The following is a 16,665-nucleotide window of genomic DNA, read 5'->3' as shown; positions in this document are numbered from 1 at the left end:
CTCGAAAGGAAAGACTACTGCGCGATGATTCAGCGCAGGGTGCTCAATCCCGCATCCATGACCACCTGGATAGTGGAACGGTAATGGCTATTGAGCAGTTCACCGAGCAGGGCTGCATTACGATCCAAGGCGGCATCCAGGATTTCCTGGTGCTCCTTTTCAACGTTGCGCTTGCCTGCGGCCTTCGACGGGGCAGCCCAGCGGCGGTACAGCTCGGTGAAGTTCGAAAGGTCGGCAGAGAGCTTGAGCATCGGCTGGCAATCGCACGGTACCAGCAGTGCATGGTGGAATTCGCGGTGCGCCTCGGACCATGCGGGGTTGACGGTGCCGGGTTCCTCCGGCAAACGCCGCGGGGTGCGCGAAAGCTTGTGGTGGGCTGCGATCAAGTTCGATTCCCACGCGACATCTCCGCGCTCCACCGCCAAGCGGGCGGCCAGTGCCTCGGTGGAACACCGCAGTTCGGTGATATCCGCCAGTTCGCGCAGGTTCAGATCCGGCACGAAGAAACCGCGGTTTGGACGGATGACCACCAGGTTTTCCCCCGCTAGCCGGGTCAGCGATTCGCGGATCACGGTGGTGCTGGTCTCGAACTGCTCTGCCAAAGTGGTTGGTTGAAGGCGGTCGCCGGGGGACCAGAAGCCATCAAGGATGGTTCGGCGGATACCCTCCAGGGAATGAACTGATGCCTTTGCCAAGATGACCTCTTCATGCGTGATCGATTAAATCTGATGTTAATAACAATAATCATATTCTTCGCAGGGGATAGATAATCCACGCGCACGGCGGAACAGAATACCCGGGCTATTGCTGGTAATTCGCCAAAGTTGTTTACCTTCCGCCGCATCGGTCCTAGGCTCGGGTCATGTCAGTGAAGATCCGCACGATTCAAACCGCAGTTCCCGCGACGACCCTGGCCCAGGAAGAGATCCGCGATGTCTTCGCCAGCCAGCCGAACCTGAGCCGGCTGGGTGAAAGGCTCATCGCCACCTCGTTCAACTCCGCCGCGATCAGCACCAGGTACAGCTGCGTCGATGAATTCGACCTCTCCCTGCCCGAACCCGAAACTCCGCTGTTCTACGACCGGGTTGAAGGCCGGTTGCTCTCCCCGAGCACCGCCGAACGCAACGGCATCTATGCGAAGCAGGCCAGCGCGCTGTTCACGAACGCCGCGAAAAAGGCCCTCGACGCCTGCCCGGACCTTGCCCCGGAAGATATCACCCACGTCATAACCGTCTCCTGCACCGGGTTCTACAACCCGGGCCCGGACTACCAGATCGTGCGGGCGCTGGGGCTGGCACCGAGCACCGTGCGCCACCACCTTGGTTTCATGGGATGCTACGCGGCGTTCCCCGCCCTGCGCGCGGCCCGCGACTTCTGCCTGGCCGATCCTCAAGCCACCGTGCTGGTGGTCTGCGCCGAGCTGTGCACGTTGCATGTGCACAGCTCCAATGACCCGGACACCATCATGGGTTCGGCCATCTTCGCCGACGGGGCCGCGGCGGTGATCGTCTCGGCGCAGGGCAGCGGGCTGCTGCAAATGGACGGCTTCGAAACCGTGCTCACCCCGGTGGGCGAGGAGGCCATGGCCTGGAATATCGGCGACCACGGATTCGAGATGGTGCTGGGCACCTACGTTCCGCACATCATCGACGAGCACATCACCGGGGCGCTGCAGCCGCTCTTGGCCAAGGACGCCGACCCGGAACTCTCTGTGGACCGGATCCAGCATTGGGGTCTGCACCCCGGGGGCCGGGCCATCCTGGACCGGGTGCAAAACCGGCTGGGCCTGGATGACCAGCAGCTGGTGCCAGCCCGCGCGATCCTGGATCGCTACGGGAACATGTCCAGCGCCACGGTGCTATTCGTGCTCAAGGAAATCCTGGAAGCGGCCGCTGCGGACGAGGGCGAAAGGGTCTGCTCCATGGCATTCGGTCCGGGGCTGACGGTGGAATCCGGGCTGTTCACCATATGCCGGCAAGGATAATGCTCCGGCTGGCGCGGGCAGCGGAAGCCATCGAGGAAATGGACCGCCCGGATTGCGACCCGGTGCTGCTGCGCCGCACCTACGCGCAGTTCCCTCTGGTGAACCGGGTAGTAGCCGGCTGGCGGGGCAATTACGTGCAGTACATCCGCCCGTTGCTGGCGCGCCGGGTCCGGGCCAGGATACTGGACGTGGGCTGCGGGGGAGGAGACATTGCGGCGAATCTGGCGCGCTGGGCGCTCGCCGACGGGTTCGAGGTGGCAGTGTGCGGTATCGACCCGGATCCCCGGGCCATCTCCTACGCCCGGCAAGCGCTGCAACGCTGCAAGCTGCCGCGCGGGGTGCTGGAATTCCGGGAAACGACCAGCACCCGGCTAGCGGCCGACGGCGAGCAGTTCGACCTGGTGCTCTCCAACCACCTGCTGCACCATCTGGGTACGGACCAGCTGCGCCAGTTGCAGGACGAGACCGAGCAATTGTGCACCGGGATCGGGTTGCACAGCGATATCAGGCGCTCCCCGGTGGCGCTGGGGCTGTTCGGGCTGGCGACCTTGCCGTTGGCAGGCAGTTCGCTGATCCGGCGCGATGGCCTGACCTCCATTCGGCGCAGCTTCGTGCCGGGGGAACTGAGGCCATTGCTCCGCCCTGGTTGGGAGGTGCGCACGCAGCGGCCCTACCGCAACCTGCTGCTCTGGGAAGCTGGCGGCCGTGGATGACGCCGCGATCATCGGGGCCGGACCGGTAGGACTGGCCCTGGCCATAGAGCTCGCCCAAAGCGGGCGTACCGTTCGGGTCTTCGAGCAGCGCAGCGCACCGGTAGCCCACTCGCGCGCGATCGGCCTGCACCCTCCAGCGCAAGAAGTCCTGGCGCGACTCGGCGTGGGACCGGCGGCGCAGCGCGGCGGGGTGCAGATCCGCGGCGGACTGGGAATCTCGCGCGGGCGGAGCATCGCTTCGATGGATTTCTCCACTATTGGCGGCCAGTATCCCTATGTGCTGTCCTTGCCGCAGCAGGACACCGAGCAATTGCTGCGCGAGCGCTTGGAACAGCTGGCACCGGGGTCATTGATGATGGACTGCGCTTTCGAGCAGGTTCTTAAGCAGTCAGAGCAGGCGGTGGAATTTGCCGCTGGCGGCGTGGTTCACCGGGCCCGGTGGCTGGCCGGAGCCGACGGGGTCCGTTCCGCGGTCCGCAGGGATCTCGGCGTGGGCTTTGCCGGAAGGGACCATCGGGACCGCTACCTGATGGGGGACTTCCCGGAGACCACTGGACTGGCGCACACTGCCGCGCTTTTCCTGCATCAGCAGGGGATTGTCGAATCCTTCCCGCTGCCCGCTGCGCGGCGGCGCTGGGTGGTGCGCGTCGAGCAAACGCAGGTCGATGATTCGCCGGGCATGCTGGCCGAGACCATCTTGGACCGCACCGGATACCTTCTTGACGCCGAGGCCTGCACGATGACCAGCAATTTCGGCACTGCCACCCGGATGGTGCCCTCGATGGTCCATGGGCGCGTGGTGCTGCTGGGCGATGCGGCCCACCAGATCAGCCCGATCGGTGGGCAGGGGCTGAGCTTGGGGCTGGCTGATGCGCAGGCGGTGGCGCAGCTCATTGCTGCCAGAGCACCCATGGGAGCACTGGATGATCGCCGGCTCGGGGCAGCGCGCAGTGCGGCCCGGCGTGCGCAGGTGAACATGCTGTTGGGCCGTGCCCTGCCGCGCTGGGCTGTCCCGCTGCGGGATTCGGCGATGTCCCGGCTGGCCTCCAGTGCCTGGCTGCATGAGAAGGTGGCGCGCGACTTCACTATGACCGGTCCCGGACAGCGTTCGGTTCCCGTCGTATGACGAAATGGCAACGTTTCGAAGACTGATTGCGAATGGAGCATCTATCCGGATGGCGCCCAGTGGCGCAGGAAGTGCACATCGACAAGCAGCTCGCCAACGGCTCGGTCAGCGGAGAAGTCAGGGTTTACCTGGGTGAAACCGACCATGGCGAGTCCATCTGGGGCGAAACCTTCCAGCTGGAGGCGGTCATGGCCGGCACCGGTGATGCGGTGGCCACCCGCGAGCATCAAGATGGATTCCGGCACTGGAGCAAAGACCGACCGGCCTCTGCTACCAGCGGGCATCTGGGGGACATGGACCTTGCCGGTGCCGTGGGCAACCTCGGCCACCTGAAGGAATCCTTCAAGTACTGAACACCCGAATGCAGCAGTTCCGCGCCGCCGGTAGATTGGCGGAGCGGCACTGTTTTTGCGTGCCCAAACTCACCGCCAAATACTCGCGGATACATGAAACAATAGGTAGCAATGACTTCCATCGATTCCACCCCACTTTCCGCTGAAGAACGCAAGGCACTGCGCAATGAGCAGGCCGCGGCCCAGCGCGCCCAGCAGATGCGCATCTCCAAGTCCCGAGCCGAAGCCGAAGGCCGCGCCCAGGTCGTTCCAACCGCCGAAGGCTGGAAGCAGGAGATGGGTGCCGATGGTCGTCCAGAGCTGCAGTTCGCCACCAAGCGCCGTGTCTCCCAGCCGCCAACGCACCTGGCTGACCTGTCCCTGGCCGAGCGCCAGGCCAAGCTGAAGGAACTGGGACTGCCGGCCTTCCGCGCCAAGCAGCTCTCCGTGCACTACTTCCAGCACTACACCACCGACCCGGAGAAGATGAGCGATCTTCCCAAGGAGCGCCGTGCGGAACTGGCCGAGGCCATGTTCCCGAAGCTGCTCACCGAGGTCAAGCGCCTGGAAACCGATGATGGCAAGACCATCAAGTTCCTCTGGCGCCTGTTTGACGGCTCGCTGGTCGAGTCCGTGCTGATGCGCTACCCGGGCCGCATCACCCTGTGCATTTCCTCGCAGTGCGGCTGCGGCATGAACTGCCCGTTCTGCGCCACCGGCCAGGCGGGTTTGACCCGCAATATGTCCACCGCTGAAATCCTGGACCAGATCGTCCAGGCCAACCGCGTCATCGCCGAAGGCGGACTGGGCGGACGCCAGCACCCCGAGGAACGCGTGGGCAACATCGTGTTCATGGGCATGGGCGAGCCGCTGGCCAACTACAAGCGCGTGATGAACGCCGTGCACCGCATGGTCGCCGATGCCCCTGAAGGCTTGGGCATGGCCGCCCGCGGCATCACCGTCTCCACCGTTGGCCTGGTTCCGGCGATCCGCAAGCTGACCGAGGAGAATGTCCAGGTCACCTTCGCGCTGTCGCTGCATGCGCCGGATGACGAGCTGCGCGACGAGCTGATCCCGGTCAACTCGCGCTGGAAGGTCGACGAGGCACTGGATGCCGCGTACGACTACTACGTGAAGACCGGTCGCCGAGTTTCCATCGAGTACGCGCTGATTAAGGACATGAACGATCACGAATGGCGTGCAGAAATGCTGGCCAAGAAGCTGAACGCGCGTGGCCGCGGCTGGGTGCACGTGAACCCGATTCCGCTGAACCCGGTGCCGGGCTCCATTTGGACCCGCAGCGAACCGGATATCACCTCCAAGTTCGTTCGCCGCCTCGATGAGCTCGGCGTGCCAACCACGCTGCGCGATACCCGAGGCAAGGAAATCGACGGCGCCTGCGGCCAGCTCGCAGCCGACGGCGACAAGTAGCATTTACCGTGGAGACCAGCTTTCGCTGGTCTCCACGGTGCGTTAACGACCCCTCTTCGTGCAGGAGGTCTACGACTGCATGTATGGTTCTGATATGGCCGTTTCAGACCCGCTTTTCCTTGATAAGACCAATCCAGAGCTATGGAACTCGATTGGCAGATTTTCCAAAGATGTCGCCAAGTCCTACCGCGCAGCCGGAATCAGCGACCGCACCGCCGAGCTGGTGAACCTGCGCGTCTCGCAGATCAATGGATGTGCCTACTGCCTGGACCTGCATGCCCGCAAGGCACTGGACGCAGGGGAGAGCCTGCAACGCATCAACCTGCTGAGCACATGGGATGAATGCGGCGGCCTGTTTAGCGAAGAAGAATGCGCAGCACTAGCCATCGCTGAAGCCGCTACCGACCTGCCCAAGCCAGAAGAGCGTATCGCCGCGGTGGCATCGGCCCGTCTGGTGCTCAGCGTGGAGCAAGTGGCAGCCATCCAATGGATTGCCGCCGCCATGAACGCCTTCAACCGGATTTCGATCCTTTCCCGTCACCCGGTCAAGGAACGCGAACTGGAAAAGACGGGCAAATAGCAAAAGGCCGCCGTTTGCCCGGGTAGGGGAAACGGCGGCCAATACCAACTCAGGCGTTGGCTTTGCGCACGGCTTCGGTGTAGCGGCGTTCGAATTCTTCGTCGCTGACCACTTCTCGTTCCACGCGGAAGGAAGACTCGTCAATCCCCAGAACCGCAGCGATCAGTGAGCGGGTGTAAAGGGCGATCTTGCGTGATTTCCGGGTGGACGTCACATGGTCCAATTCCGGAACCCAGATGTTCCACCAGCCGCCTTCCTTGCCGACTACTGCCTTGAAAACGCGTTGCTCACTCATCTGCTGCCTTACTCTCTACGATGCTCTGACCAGCGTCTTGCCGTCTGCTTCAATACTCCACTACGTGCAGCCGTGGCGACAAGTCGTCGCTGCCGTGGGCACTACTTCGCCAGCGGCACGCCATCCTTGCCTACCGCGAAGCTCACGACGTCGTCATAGGCGCGTCGCTCGGTCTTTCCCAACTGGTATTCCGAATCCTGCTGGGGGGAAATGTGAACCGGGGTCAAGGTCAGTTCTGCGCCTTTCGCGGTATTGGCGATATCGATCTGCAGGTGCCCGTAGTGCAGTCCGCCGGAGACCAGCTGCGGAACGCCGTCCTCATCCTTGGCCCAGGTCTCTGGCTCGTCGGCAGGAGCTGACCACTGCGAGTGCGAGTTGAAACGCAGCGGCTCGTACTTGCCTTCGGCATTCTGCACCAGCTTCTCGCCGCGCAAGCCATCGGCGGCTACACCGACATCATACGAGTGGAAGCCGCGGCCATCCCCATCCTCGTCCACCCAGGAACGCTCGAACATTTCATCGTGGCCGGAGATGACCGCTGCCACGCCATGCTCCTCGAACATCGGAGTGTAGGCGCGCATCGCGGTGCCCGACTAATTGTCAGGGTGCTCGTGGTTCGGTGGGGTGCCGTGCACGCCGTTGGAGTAGGCCGAGTGGTGGAACTGGACCAGCACAATCTGGCCGTTGGCGCGGGCGTCGGCTAGTTGTTTTTCGGCCCAATTCCACTGCGCAGAGGCGGCATCCATGTTGGGAAGGTCAAAGTCTTGCGCGGTAGCGCCGGGGAACAGGTCCTTGAATCCCTGGGCATAGGATTCGAAGGTGAACTCGTCCTGGGTGTCGGTGGACAGATTCCCTGCGGCCATATTCGTATCATCGCCAGAGAACTTCTCTCCGGAGAGCTGTCCGGTCCTGGTGTCCTCGTCCGGACGGCCGTTGGTGGAATCCAGAGTCAGCACGGTCACCGGTCCATGATCTACCCGGTAGTACGAGCCCTTGTACTCGGGGTGCTCGGGGTCCTGCGGCAAGGAGAAGTAATCCAGGAAGCGGTTGCGTGAGATGACCGCGGGGGTGCGGTCGGTTTCCGTGCCGTAGCCGCCGTTCAGCGCCGCATAGGTTTCCCAATTGCCCAAAGCTGGAAGCAGCGGAACGCTGGAGGCCAAGTCCGAATGCTCGCCGGCCACATGGCCGAAGAACTCATCCCACGCCGGCTGGTATCCCGAACCCTGGGTGAGATCGCCTGCCATCATGACCAGGTCCGGATCGGCAGCTTCGATGTGCTTGAGGTTCTCGTTGAATGCGGTGGACTGGTCCAGCGGGTAGCGCAGGGTCGGTTCGCCGTTGCGGGTGGTCATGCCGAACTGCTGGTCCCATTTGGACCCCGCGCCCGGACGCTGGATGGAATCTGCGGTGTAGCCGTTGACCGGGGAGAGCTCCCACTCGCGGTGTTCGGTGCGTCCGCGTGGTTCGGTTTCAGAATCTGAGAACGCAATGATGCGCACGTTTTTCCACGCCCCGCCCTTGGGAGCTGTTTTGAAAGCCGCGCTGTGGGTTTCTCCTGATTGGGTCACGGTGTAGTTGTAGGACTTTCCGGGCAGCAGGCCCTGGAAGGTCACCGAGTGCTTGTAGTTCGAATTCGACTTCAACCACGAGCCCTGTTCCAAGCCCTCGATCTGCTGATCAAGTTCGGCCCGGGTGTATTCCATGAGATCCAGGTACTGTGGTGCGCTGCTCTGCTTCCCGGACTTTCCCAGTCCCGGTCCCGAGAGGCTTATCGTGCCCGGCTCATCGGTTTCGCTGATCCAGTTGATGGTCATCGACGTGGCAGCAGGAGCTTGGAGGTAGGGCAGTACGCGGAAACCCGGTTCTGGGGACTAGGCCGTTACCGCTGGAAGCGCGGAAGCAGCGGTTCCTGGCAGAGTAGCGGCGCTGGCTGCCGGCGCCAAGACCAACGGGATCAATACAGCGGCGGCAAGTGCGGCCGAGAGGGGCTTGTTGTTCATAGTGCGTTCTCCTGTGCGAGGTGTCGCCTGCAAAAGGCGGGTACCTTGAGGATGCCCGGGGCGCGTGCCCCAAGGGTGGATATGAGGCAAACGAAGGGTGAACTGGGTCGGTGAGCCTGCTCACCGGCTGTCTCGCGCACTAATACCAAGCTGGAGCCGATAGCCTTGAAGCAGATAGCTGAGAAGACCAAAGCGAGGGCGCTTCGGTTTTCCACGCCTGCGAAAAGAAGGACAAACAGTGCAAGCCTCCCAGCGTTCCAAGGTAGCTCCCTTTGAAGTGATGCAAATTGTTGATCAGGTCGCCACGATGCGGACCTCCGGCCACGACGTGATCTCGTTGTGCGTGGGAGAACCTGGCGGCGGTGCTCCAGCGGCCGTGAATGACCTGGCCGCGAAGCTGCATGCCGAGCATGCCGACTTCGGGTACACCTCAACTGCGGGACTGCTCGAAACCCGACAGGCCTTATCGAAGCACTACCTCGATACCTATGGCTTACAGATCCCCGCAAAGAACTTCGTGATGACCACAGGTTCCTCCGGTGCATTCCAGCTTTCGTTCTTGGCAGCCTTCGATGCTGGAGACGTGGTGGCGCTGGCCCGTCCCGGCTACCCGGCCTACGCCAATATTCTGGGTGCCCTGGGGCTGGAAGTTGTCGACCTGCCCACCGGTGCAGCGCAGCGTTACCAGCCCACCGTGCAGCTGCTTGAGGCGGCCAAGAAGGAGCATGGACGCCTCGATGGGCTGGTTGTTGCGTCGCCGAATAATCCCACCGGAACCATGTTCAGCGCAGGCGAGCTCTCGGACTTGGCCACCTGGTGCGAAGCAAATGATGTGCGGCTGATTAGCGATGAAATCTATCACGGCATTGAATTCGTCCCAGACCGCAAGGCACATACCTCGTGGGAGTTCTCCCGCTCGTCCATCGTTGTCTCCTCCTTCTCCAAATACTGGGGGATGACCGGCTGGCGCCTGGGCTGGATGATCGTGCCCGATGAGCTAGTGCCAACGGTGGACGCACTGGCTTCGAACCTCGCCTTGTGCGCTCCAGCGACAGCACAGCGCGCGGTGGTAGCTGCCTTTGAACAGCGGAGCCTCGATGAAGCCAATGAGCGCGTGGACGAGTTCGCCCGCACCCGAGCCCACGTGTTGGAGCACTTCAGCAGCTTGGGCATCAGCGAGGCAGCTCCCGCCGATGGGGCTTTCTACCTCTACGGCCGGTTGGCCCCCGAAGTCTTGGAGCATTTCGGTTCTGCGGGCAAGTACTGCCAAGCGGTTTTGGAGCATGCGCATGTTGCGCTGACCCCTGGCGGCGACTTTGATCCGTTCGAAGGCCACCTGTTTATCCGCTTGTCCTTCGCGGCCGGATATGAGCGTGTGGCAGAAGCCCTGGAACGCGTTGCGGCTTTCCTACGGCAGAGCTTGGCAGGAAGCTAGTTTTCCACATTGGGTGAGCAATGCGCTGCGCGCGGCGCTTCAAAATGGACAGTGGATGGCAGTAACGCTTCGTTACTGCCATCCACTGTTTCAAGGAGCCACCAATGCCTGCAGTACTCGAACCTGTCGAACATGAATGCCTTGCGTGCTATTTGTATCGTGCGGTCTGCGCGCAAGGATGCGACGGGACCCATCTCTTCCTCTTGTCTTATCGCGATGCGAGCGCTCCGCGAGCTACCGCGATTGACCGGAAAATGCAGCTGCTGGGCGGATTCTGCGACTGCGAAGTGCTGGCCAATGCCATCCGCCCGATCACGCGTGAAGCGATTCAAGCCGTGGACAATGACGAAAATCTTGTCTGTAAAGGAGTACGCCGCGGCACAATCCAACCATGTGGACATTGGTTGATGCGCCGCGGCGTACAGTGGGGCGGCGGTCAGTTCCGCCGCCGAAGTGCTTGAAGATCAGTTTTCGGGGGTCTTGCTCTTCGGCTTGCGGGCCTTGAGCAGTTCAACACCAATAGGGATCACCGAGATGAGGACGATCAGGATGAAGATCAGGTCGATGTTCTCTTCGATCCAGGTGAATTGGCCCAGCCAATAACCCAGCAATGTGACGCCGATACCCCACAGGGCGGCACCGATCAGGTTGTAGAGGATGAAGGTCTTGTGGTTCATCTTCGCTACGCCAGCGATTACCGGGACGAAGGTGCGGACCACTGGAACGAAGCGTGCCAGGATCACAGCGCGGCCGCCGAACTTCTCGAAGAACTCGTGGGCCCGCTCAACGTTCTTCTGCGAGAAGAAGCGGGAATCCGGTTTCTTGAAGATGGCAGGTCCGGATTTCTTGCCAATGATGTAGCCGGTCTGGTCACCTGCGAAGGCGCAGACAAAGATCGCGGCGGCGAAGAGCCACAACGGAATTTGGATGGTGCCGGTGGCAATGAGCATGCCAACGGTGAAGAGCATCGAGTCGCCTGGCAGGAAGAAGCCCACCAGCAAGCCGGTCTCGGCGAAGACAATGGCGCAAACCAGCAGCAAGACCCATGGGCCAAGCGCGGGGTTGTTCAGGAAGACGACTGGGTTCAACCAGTCGGGCAGGAAAGCCGCGCCCATGGTTGGAGCCGCATAATCGGTCACAAGGGAAAGAAACGAAGAATGATCTAGCACAGCAAAAATCCTACGTGAGTACGCTGTGAGTTTCCCAGAGTGCCATCCGTAATCTCTGATGGGGGACAACCCGGCCACAAGGGCGAAAGTCTCCAAGTTGTTCGTTGACCCGTAGTGATCATGGCTTTTCACGGGGCCAGCAACGAGAGCCGAGGGAGCATTGGGAAGCGGCAAGTTGCCAAGCTCACAGCGGGATTCGACGTAAAAGTCGGCGAGGTTGCATCGAGCCACCTGGATTCGGTCCATGACAACGGTCATGGGCAACGCATGACTTTCTGCTCTTCTGCACACCCGGCAAAGGGGGAAGACTAAGAAGCATGGAAACGCTGATTAGAACGAATGCAGTTTCGCTCAGCGGCTTGAAGAAGACCTTCTCAACGCCGCGCAGCAAAGTTGAAGCAGTCAAGGGCATTGACCTGCAGATCCAGACCGGACAGATCGTGGCCTTCCTAGGACCCAACGGAGCTGGCAAGACGACAACCGTGGACATGATCCTGGGCCTGACCCAACCCACAGGAGGGTCGGTGGAAATCCTCGGCTTGGATCCGCGCCAAGCCGTCTCCGCTGGGAGGGTCTCTGCCGTCTTGCAAACCGGTGGGTTGCTGCGCGATATGACCGTCAAGGAGACAGTGTCAGTCATCGCCCACATGCATGAGCAAGCAGATCGCATTGGGCCGGTCATGGAACGCACGGGGCTGGATAAAATCGCCAAGCGGCGCGTGGGCAAATGCTCTGGCGGCGAGCAGCAGCGCATCAAGTTCGCTTTGGCTCTGCTGCCCGACCCGGATGTACTGATCCTCGATGAGCCAACTGCCGGAATGGACGTGATGGCCCGCCGGGATTTCTGGGCCACGATGCGAGAAGAAGCTACCGACGGGCGCACCGTCATTTTCGCCACGCACTATCTGGAAGAAGCCCAGAACTTCGCAGAACGCACCGTGCTGATGAGCCAAGGCCGCATTGTCGCCGACGGCGCCACCGAAGAGCTGCGCAAGCTCATCTCCGGACGCACCGTCAGCGCTTCCTTCCCCTCGGCGGAGCATGCCGAACGAGCCGGAGCTTTTGATAATTCGGTGCAGGTAGCCGAACGCAACGGATTGCGCTTCGCTTTCCACAGCGTCGATTCGGACCGCTTCGCGGCCGCCCTGCTCGCCGACTACCAGGGCTACGACCTGGAAATTTCCTCGCCGAGCCTGGAAGAGGCCTTCATCCAGCTGACCAAGGACGCATCATGATGAGCACCTACATCCGCGTGGAATTCGCACGGCACTTCCGCGATGGGTACAACCTGATCTTCGCCCTGCTGCTGCCCGCCGCCATGTACATCCTGTTCGGCAACATCCCCAGCTACACCGAGTTCGAGCTGGGCGCAGGCAACGTGAAGTTCTATCTGATGATTTCCATGGCAGCCTACGGGGCGGCGGTCAGCACTGTGGCAATCGCCGGGACCGTGGCCACCGAAACCATCCAGGGATGGGGCAGGCAAATAGCCTTGACCAAAATGCCGCCGGCCATGTTCGTCAGCAGCAAGATGATCGTCGCGGCCACCGTAGCCGGTGCCTCGGCAGCAGTAGTCTTCGCCCTGGGCGCCGCGACTGGAGCCGAAGTGCAAGAAGGCTGGATCTGGGGAGCGAGCTACCTGATCATCCTGCTCGGCGCCATGGTCTTCGCCTGCTACGGCATCGGGGTGGGCATGGTGTTCAAATCCGAATCGGCCCTGGGCCTGGCCTCAGGCCTGATGGTGTTCTTCGCCTTCTTCGGCAATGTCTTCATGCCCCTGGAAGGAGGCATGCTCGACGCGGCCCGCTTCACCCCGATGTACGGCTACGTAGCCCTGGCCCGCTACCCGTTGCTCAAGGACATGCCCGCCGGAGTAGAAATGGCCCCGGACGCGTTGTGGATCCCAACCGCTAACCTAGTGGCATGGGCACTCATCTTCGTTCTCTTCGCGGTACTCGCCACCAGGAAGGCCAAGGCACGCCAGTGAGCCGCAAACTGCCCAGCACCGCGCCAGCGGACGATCCGCTCTGCGAGATCGACGAGGACCAGAAATTCTGGGATCGCCGAGGTTGGCTGGTCGCCGGCGTCTGGGTGATTTTCCTGGTCTTCCCGGTGCTGGACCTGGTTATCGAAGACTACGCGCTGCCCACCCGGATCATCGGCTTGGCGCTGATCGCCCTCTTCGCCGCCGTTTACCTGCAGTCCTACGCCAGGTTCTCCCAGAAGATCGGGCAGGGCGGAACCAGCGCTCGCCGGGCGCATGCGAACTTCCTGGTCCTCTGCGCGATTATCGCCCTGGGCATTCCGGTCATCGGGTTGACCGCCATGGGGCTCTTCCCCTTCATCACCTCCTTCGCGATCTTCTTGCTGAACAGGAAATGGGCCATCGCGGCCTATGCCGCGGTGCTGGTGCTCAGTTTCGCGCTGCCCATCATCTTCGGGCAGTTCATGGACGCGATCTTCCTGATCGGCCTGAACCTCGTGCTGATGGTGGTGTACGCGATTACCGTGGCCGCCATTCGGCGCTCGGCCGCAGCAGAAAAGATCCGCAGCGACTACCTGCTGGTCGCCGAGCAGGAGCGCGTGGCCAGGGACGTGCATGATGGCATCGGGCATTCGCTGACCGCATTGAATTTGAAGGCGCAGCTGGCCCTGCGCCTGATGGACCAGGAACAGTACGCCCAGGCCCGCGGAGAACTGGAACAACTCAGCGCCCTGGCCGTGGACGCGCTGGACTCCGTGCGCACGACGGTGCAGGGGCTCAGCCGCCAGGACCTGGCCGGGGAGCTGGCCGAGCTGCAGCAGGCGTGCGACGACAACAACCTCGAATTCACGGTGGCAGGAACCGCCGAGCAAGTCCCGATGCAGCTGCGTTCGCATGTGGCATGGATCCTGCGCGAAGCGGTCACCAATGTGCTGCGCCACGCGCACGCCAGCACCATCGTGCTGCATCTGGAACCCGGAAAAGTCAGCGTCGATGACGACGGGGATGGCCTGCAAGCCAGCACGCCAGGCCACGGCATCCGGGGAATGCAGGAACGCGCCAAGCAATTCGGTGCCAGTTGTACAGTAGGGGCATCGCGGCTGGGCGGAACCAGCGTGCAAGTGGCCTTCGAGGCAGAGGGGAGTGCAGCGTGATCCGGATACTCATCGCCGATGACCAGCACCTGGTCCGGGGCGCGCTGGCAGCCTTGCTGAACCTCGAAGAAGACATCCACGTCGTTGCGCAATGCGCCGATGGTGACGAGGTCGCCGCCGCACTGGACGCGCACCCTGCCGACATCGCGTTGCTGGATGTGCAGATGCCACGGCACGACGGGCTGCGCACCGCAGCAGAACTCAAGGCCAGCCACGCCGAGGTGAAGGTGCTGATCCTGACCACCTTTGACCGTCCCGGATATTTCCGCCAGGCCTTCGAAGCTGGAGCGCACGGCTTCCTGGTCAAGGATTCTCCGCCGGCCGAGCTGATTGCCGCCATCCGCAGGGTCTATTGCGGGGACAAGGTAGTGGATCCGCAGCGTGCCATGCTCAGCGTGGAGAGCCGCAGCAACCCGCTAACCGGGCGTGAGCGCGAGATCCTTTCACTGGCCGCCTCCGGCTCGCCGGTATCGCAGATTGCCTCGGCGGTGCACCTCTCGGTGGGAACTGTGCGCAACCACCTGTCCAATGCGATCGGCAAAACCAGCACTGCCAACCGCATCGAGGCCGCGCGCTACGCCCGCGAGATGGGCTGGATCTAGCGCGTTACGAAGTGGGTAATCAGGCCGATGACCCAAATGGAGGAGGCCAGCAGCACGCAGCCGAATTCCACGACGATGCCCAGGCCCATGGCCTTCAACGCAGCCCAGGATGAGCCGAGTGCGCCGGAGACTTCGCGCCGGCGCACGCTTTCACCGGCGAATAGGCCCACTGCGAAACCGACGAACATGCCGATCACGGGAATGAGGAAAGCACCGGCGATGGCACCCACGACCGCAAAGAGAATGGAACCCTTGGGGATCTGATGTTCCTTGAGTTTCTTGCCGGTCAGGATCGCAGAGGCGGACCAGCCCAGCAGGGCGATCGCCATGCCCAGGCCGGCCGCCCACCAGGAAGCACCGGAACCCAGCAGCCAGCCCCAGCCCAAAAGCGTGCCGATCGTCAGCAACGAGCCGGGCAGCACCGGGAAGATGGTGCCCAACGCCGATACGACTAGCAGCAGCCCGGCGATGATCGTGTAAATAATTTGTGCATCCACATGCCCAGTTTCGCACACTGCATCCTTACATGAGGCGCACCGTCAAGCAGGACAAGAATTCAGGGATATTTGTACCGAATTGCCGAGCTGACGAACAAACAATTGATTAAATCCGGATAATTTCCCTTCTCTCATTGATTCCTTTTTACCTAGTCGGATATCGATTTAGATTGAAAACCGTCACCCGTTGGCAATGGAAAAAGAAATCAAAAGCCGGAAGGCTCTTCACACCCTAAATTGTTAGCGCTAACATTGTGACCATCGACACATTGTTCTGGTGCCGGAGACCATTCACTCCACCATTATCCGGCGGGGACCCACGAGGAGGAACTCACGATGAAACGACAGACCTTTTTGCGCACTGGCTTGGCAACGCTCAGCATCGCAGCTATGGCAGCCATGAGCGCATGCGCCGGCTCGGATTCCAGTGGCAGCGAAGGAGGAGGTTCGGGTTCTGAGACCATTACCATCGGTTTCTCGCAGGTTGGCGCCGAGTCCGGGTGGCGCGCGGCAAATACCAAGGACATCCAAGACACCCTGACCGAAGAAAACGGCTTCAAGCTCAGCTTCTCTGATGCCCAGCAGAAGCAGGAGAACCAGATCCAGGCTCTGCGTTCGTACATCGCGCAAGGCGTTGACGTCCTGGCCTTTTCCCCAGTGGTAGAAACGGGCTGGGATGCTGTGCTGCAAGAAGCCAAGAGCGCCAACATCCCCGTGATCCTCACCGACCGCGCCGTTGACACCACCGATGACACGCTCTTTGCCTCGTTCATCGGCTCCGACTTCATTGAAGAAGGACAGCGGGCCGGAGATTGGGTTGTGGAGAATCTGGACAAGGACCTGAAAGTTGTCGAACTGCAGGGAACCACCGGCTCAGCACCGGCCATCGACCGCAAGGAAGGCTTCGGGAAGGCCATTGAGGGCACGGACATCGAGATTATCGACTCGCAGACCGGTGACTTCACCCGTGCAGGCGGCAAGCAGGTCATGGAAGGTTTCCTGAACTCCCATGACGATATCGATTTGGTCTTCGCCCATAACGACGACATGGGCTTGGGCGCCATTGAAGCCATCGAGGCAGCCGGCAAGAAGCCAGGCGAGGACATCAAGATTGTCACCATTGATGCGGTCAAGGACGGCATGCAGGCATTGGTTGACGGCAAGATCAGCTACATCGTCGAATGCAACCCGCTGCTAGGTGAGGATTTGGCAGAAATCGCCAAGAAGGTAGTAGCCGGCGAATCTGTAGAGAAGCGCATCGTCGTTGAAGACGCCGCCTTCACCCAGGATGAAGCGGCCGAGGTCCTGGCCGATCGCACCTACTAGGGACGCAGGCAAGAGCACGAGCCGGCGGGCCACAGGC

Annotated in this window: 20 protein-coding genes; 13 read left to right on the top strand and 7 right to left on the bottom strand. The window is 61.7% G+C overall.

The features are described 5' to 3' along the window. Positions 1–29: 29 nt before the first annotated feature. The gene (locus tag ACIQTS_RS03650; protein ID WP_105656154.1) at positions 30–695 is read right to left on the bottom strand and encodes a GntR family transcriptional regulator; all 666 of its coding nucleotides are present in this window, start codon (positions 693–695) and stop codon (positions 30–32) included. 167 nt (positions 696–862) lie between these two features. On the opposite strand from ACIQTS_RS03650, the gene ACIQTS_RS03645 reads away from it, so the two are divergent. From ACIQTS_RS03645 to ACIQTS_RS03620, 6 genes are all read left to right on the top strand, one after another. Beyond that, complete coding sequence (locus ACIQTS_RS03645; RefSeq protein ID WP_365942758.1) at positions 863–1,984, top strand: type III polyketide synthase; 1,122 nt, start codon at positions 863–865, stop codon at positions 1,982–1,984. Then, positions 1,969–2,697, top strand: coding sequence for a methyltransferase domain-containing protein (locus tag ACIQTS_RS03640; protein ID WP_400289417.1), 729 nt, complete (start codon positions 1,969–1,971; stop codon positions 2,695–2,697). Before ACIQTS_RS03645 ends, ACIQTS_RS03640 begins: the two co-directional genes overlap by 16 nt. Beyond that, positions 2,690–3,823, top strand: coding sequence for an NAD(P)/FAD-dependent oxidoreductase (locus tag ACIQTS_RS03635; RefSeq protein WP_365942756.1), 1,134 nt, complete (start codon positions 2,690–2,692; stop codon positions 3,821–3,823). The genes ACIQTS_RS03640 and ACIQTS_RS03635 overlap by 8 nt, the downstream gene beginning before the upstream one ends. 32 nt (positions 3,824–3,855) lie before the next feature. Further along, complete coding sequence (locus ACIQTS_RS03630; protein ID WP_400289419.1) at positions 3,856–4,176, top strand: hypothetical protein; 321 nt, start codon at positions 3,856–3,858, stop codon at positions 4,174–4,176. Positions 4,177–4,374: 198 nt separating this feature from the next. After that, positions 4,375–5,586, top strand: coding sequence for a 23S rRNA (adenine(2503)-C(2))-methyltransferase RlmN (rlmN, locus tag ACIQTS_RS03625; protein ID WP_166650787.1), 1,212 nt, complete (start codon positions 4,375–4,377; stop codon positions 5,584–5,586). A gap of 94 nt (positions 5,587–5,680) precedes the next feature. Further along, positions 5,681–6,166, top strand: a complete 486-nt coding sequence (locus tag ACIQTS_RS03620; protein WP_365942754.1) for a carboxymuconolactone decarboxylase family protein — start codon at positions 5,681–5,683, stop codon at positions 6,164–6,166. Positions 6,167–6,215: 49 nt separating this feature from the next. Here the strand turns inward: ACIQTS_RS03620 and ACIQTS_RS03615 are convergent, their stop codons facing one another. The 4 genes from ACIQTS_RS03615 to ACIQTS_RS03600 all read right to left on the bottom strand — a co-directional run bounded on the left by ACIQTS_RS03615 (position 6,216) and on the right by ACIQTS_RS03600 (position 8,461). Continuing rightward, positions 6,216–6,461, bottom strand: a complete 246-nt coding sequence (locus ACIQTS_RS03615) for a hypothetical protein (protein ID WP_402471310.1) — start codon at positions 6,459–6,461, stop codon at positions 6,216–6,218. Positions 6,462–6,562: 101 nt separating this feature from the next. Next, entirely contained in the window at positions 6,563–7,042 is a 480-nt protein-coding gene (locus tag ACIQTS_RS03610; RefSeq protein ID WP_402471308.1) for a hypothetical protein, read from the bottom strand. 12 nt (positions 7,043–7,054) lie between these two features. Then, the gene (locus ACIQTS_RS03605; protein WP_402472131.1) at positions 7,055–8,308 is read right to left on the bottom strand and encodes a metallophosphoesterase family protein; all 1,254 of its coding nucleotides are present in this window, start codon (positions 8,306–8,308) and stop codon (positions 7,055–7,057) included. A gap of 24 nt (positions 8,309–8,332) precedes the next feature. Continuing rightward, positions 8,333–8,461, bottom strand: a complete 129-nt coding sequence (locus tag ACIQTS_RS03600) for a hypothetical protein (protein WP_402471306.1) — start codon at positions 8,459–8,461, stop codon at positions 8,333–8,335. 238 nt (positions 8,462–8,699) lie between these two features. Between ACIQTS_RS03600 and ACIQTS_RS03595 the strand changes: the two genes are divergently transcribed. Both ACIQTS_RS03595 and ACIQTS_RS03590 read left to right on the top strand, forming a co-directional pair. After that, complete coding sequence (locus ACIQTS_RS03595; protein ID WP_402471304.1) at positions 8,700–9,896, top strand: pyridoxal phosphate-dependent aminotransferase; 1,197 nt, start codon at positions 8,700–8,702, stop codon at positions 9,894–9,896. Positions 9,897–10,000: 104 nt separating this feature from the next. Beyond that, the gene (locus ACIQTS_RS03590; RefSeq protein ID WP_365942751.1) at positions 10,001–10,357 is read left to right on the top strand and encodes a DUF2695 domain-containing protein; all 357 of its coding nucleotides are present in this window, start codon (positions 10,001–10,003) and stop codon (positions 10,355–10,357) included. Between the two features lie 3 nt (positions 10,358–10,360). Here the strand turns inward: ACIQTS_RS03590 and ACIQTS_RS03585 are convergent, their stop codons facing one another. Then, a complete protein-coding gene (locus tag ACIQTS_RS03585; protein ID WP_365942750.1) occupies positions 10,361–11,035 on the bottom strand; it encodes a VTT domain-containing protein in 675 nt (224 codons plus the stop codon). Positions 11,036–11,382: 347 nt separating this feature from the next. Between ACIQTS_RS03585 and ACIQTS_RS03580 the strand changes: the two genes are divergently transcribed. Genes ACIQTS_RS03580 through ACIQTS_RS03565 form a run of 4 tightly spaced genes read left to right on the top strand, consistent with a single transcriptional unit; the run spans position 11,383 to position 14,805 of the window. Beyond that, positions 11,383–12,300, top strand: coding sequence for an ABC transporter ATP-binding protein (locus ACIQTS_RS03580; protein WP_402471301.1), 918 nt, complete (start codon positions 11,383–11,385; stop codon positions 12,298–12,300). Beyond that, positions 12,297–13,052 (top strand): ABC transporter permease, encoded by a 756-nt coding sequence (locus ACIQTS_RS03575; RefSeq protein WP_402471298.1) that lies wholly within the window; start codon positions 12,297–12,299, stop codon positions 13,050–13,052. The genes ACIQTS_RS03580 and ACIQTS_RS03575 overlap by 4 nt, the downstream gene beginning before the upstream one ends. Beyond that, complete coding sequence (locus ACIQTS_RS03570) at positions 13,049–14,203, top strand: histidine kinase (RefSeq protein WP_365942749.1); 1,155 nt, start codon at positions 13,049–13,051, stop codon at positions 14,201–14,203. Before ACIQTS_RS03575 ends, ACIQTS_RS03570 begins: the two co-directional genes overlap by 4 nt. Next, positions 14,200–14,805, top strand: a complete 606-nt coding sequence (locus ACIQTS_RS03565) for a response regulator transcription factor (protein ID WP_105656169.1) — start codon at positions 14,200–14,202, stop codon at positions 14,803–14,805. The genes ACIQTS_RS03570 and ACIQTS_RS03565 overlap by 4 nt, the downstream gene beginning before the upstream one ends. Here the strand turns inward: ACIQTS_RS03565 and ACIQTS_RS03560 are convergent. After that, positions 14,802–15,302 carry a DUF456 domain-containing protein gene (locus ACIQTS_RS03560; RefSeq protein WP_208294262.1) on the bottom strand — a complete coding sequence of 167 codons (501 nt, stop codon included), beginning with the start codon at positions 15,300–15,302 and terminating at the stop codon, positions 14,802–14,804. The two genes, ACIQTS_RS03565 and ACIQTS_RS03560, sit on opposite strands and share 4 nt — an antisense overlap. Before the next feature lie 336 nt (positions 15,303–15,638). Here ACIQTS_RS03560 and ACIQTS_RS03555 point away from each other — a divergent pair, with 336 nt between their 5' ends. Beyond that, positions 15,639–16,628, top strand: a complete 990-nt coding sequence (locus ACIQTS_RS03555; protein WP_402471294.1) for an ABC transporter substrate-binding protein — start codon at positions 15,639–15,641, stop codon at positions 16,626–16,628. Positions 16,629–16,665: the final 37 nt, after the last annotated feature.

It is taken from the genome of Glutamicibacter sp. NPDC090743, assembly GCF_044769125.1.
GTDB lineage: Bacteria > Actinomycetota > Actinomycetes > Actinomycetales > Micrococcaceae > Glutamicibacter.
The sequence above is the reverse complement of the archived record's forward strand: the minus strand, read 5'-3'. Positions and strand labels throughout refer to the sequence as shown.